Here is a 1,671-nt window from a genome sequence, read left to right on the forward strand (position 1 = left end):
ATTTCTGCTATTGGCACAAAGTGACTTTATCTGCGATTTTTTATTATTTATTCAAGAAAAAGGTAAGCTTTCAGTAAAAATGATCTCTTCTTGTAAAGAAGTTTTAAACGTATCCGCGAGTCTTATAATTCTGATCCAAAAGTGAGTAATTTTTTATATTTAGCTCTTTCGCTTTTAAACTAAGCTGTCTCTGTTTAAGAGAATCTGGTTCTATCTGCTCATACACCACCCCACTAAATTCTTGCCTGAACATAGTCGGCAGTAAATGGCTATAAGTTCTGTCAATCATCTCAATGCTTGTACCACACTGTTTAGCCAGTGCTGCGTAATCCGCTTTGCTTTTCAGGTTCCAAGTAATATACGAGTGACGAAGTGAATACAGTGTGCGCTCACCATATGGGCTTTGTCTTAGGTTCAGCTTTTCCAGCACATAGGTGAATTTCTTGCTGAGACTTTTAGTGCTTGATCCGTCTGCAAGCACGAATACCAAGTCATCTGCTTTTCTGTCTGGAAAGCGTTCTACCAACTGTTCTAGGTTAGCCACAAAGTCGCTTCGCACAACAACTTGCCGAGTGCCAGTATATAAAGTGGTTTTGCCTTTACGAACTGCTACGGTAATTTCTGGTACACCGTCTACCAATTTAAAACTGATGTCGCTCCACTTAACATTTTCAATTTCAGTACCTGGCCGCATACCCGTTGCCAGTGCGAAGTCGATGTAGTCTTCCATCAGCTCCAGCAGCATTTTACTTTTCTTGTTTTTAGTTCGCTGCATCTCTTCATTTATGAAGTCTGATATTTTGCGATACTCTTCCCAAGTAAAAGCGGCACGACGTTCTTGCCGTTTGCCGTCAGTCTCAAAAGTTGGGATATGGTATTTAGTGATTTGGCCTTTTCTTAACGCCTTTTCATAAACTTTAGTTAGAACGGCATTATGGCTTTGCAATGTTGATTTTGAGGGTTGTCCACCAAACTTTGTCTCGCGCCAGCGATGAAAACTGTCCATATCAGATTGTGTGATCTGATCAATCCGCTGGTCTTTAAAAAATGGGATATGGTAGTTAAGTAGAATGCCTTTATAAATGGAGTTGTTCTTCTTGGAAACGCCTTTGTTTATTAAAGCTTCTAATTCTGAGATGACTTCAGCAGCAAGCTTATCAAAAGGCTGCGCACCAGCAGCAATACCAAGTTTCACTTCAGCTCGACGCTTATACATTGCGTCAATGGCTACCACTTTTGCTTTTTCTAGTTCAGTCTCACCAGTTGAGAAGGTGATATGCTTTTTATCGACTTTAAAGCGGGCGTACCAGCGCTTTGAATTGGACTGAGTATAAAGGTATAAACCCTCCATAACTGCAACTCGTTCCTGATACGCCAACGCTGCCTCCTGCTAGATGTAGCCTCTATGCTTGTAGTTATAAGCCCATTCATTCATTCGTTGTTGTAACTGCTCGTCATAAGTTACATCTTCAAATTGTCGAACGACTCTTTCTTTTGTTTCCAGCTCGATCCCTGACAACTGTCGACCGAACATTCTTGGGATGACATGGCTATAGTGTTGCTCAATCATTTGAATGCCAGTGCCACACTGCCGCGCTAACACATCAATACTGACGTTTTGTGCTGCCAATTCCCATGTAATGTAACTATGCTGAGGGATCCCCACAAATT

General features: G+C 41.3%; 1 protein-coding gene and 1 pseudogene. Both read right to left on the minus strand.

Features of this window, described 5'->3' with window-relative positions:
• Nucleotides 1-103: 103 nt before the first annotated feature.
• A complete protein-coding gene (locus AAY72_RS07795; protein ID WP_008985556.1) occupies nt 104-1,378 on the minus strand; it encodes a site-specific integrase in 1,275 nt (424 codons plus the stop codon).
• A 12-nt stretch (nt 1,379-1,390) separates the two neighbouring features.
• A pseudogene (locus AAY72_RS07800) lies at nt 1,391-1,671 on the minus strand (site-specific integrase); the annotation flags it as partial.

The organism is Alishewanella sp. WH16-1 (genome assembly GCF_001441695.1).
GTDB lineage: Bacteria > Pseudomonadota > Gammaproteobacteria > Enterobacterales > Alteromonadaceae > Alishewanella > Alishewanella agri.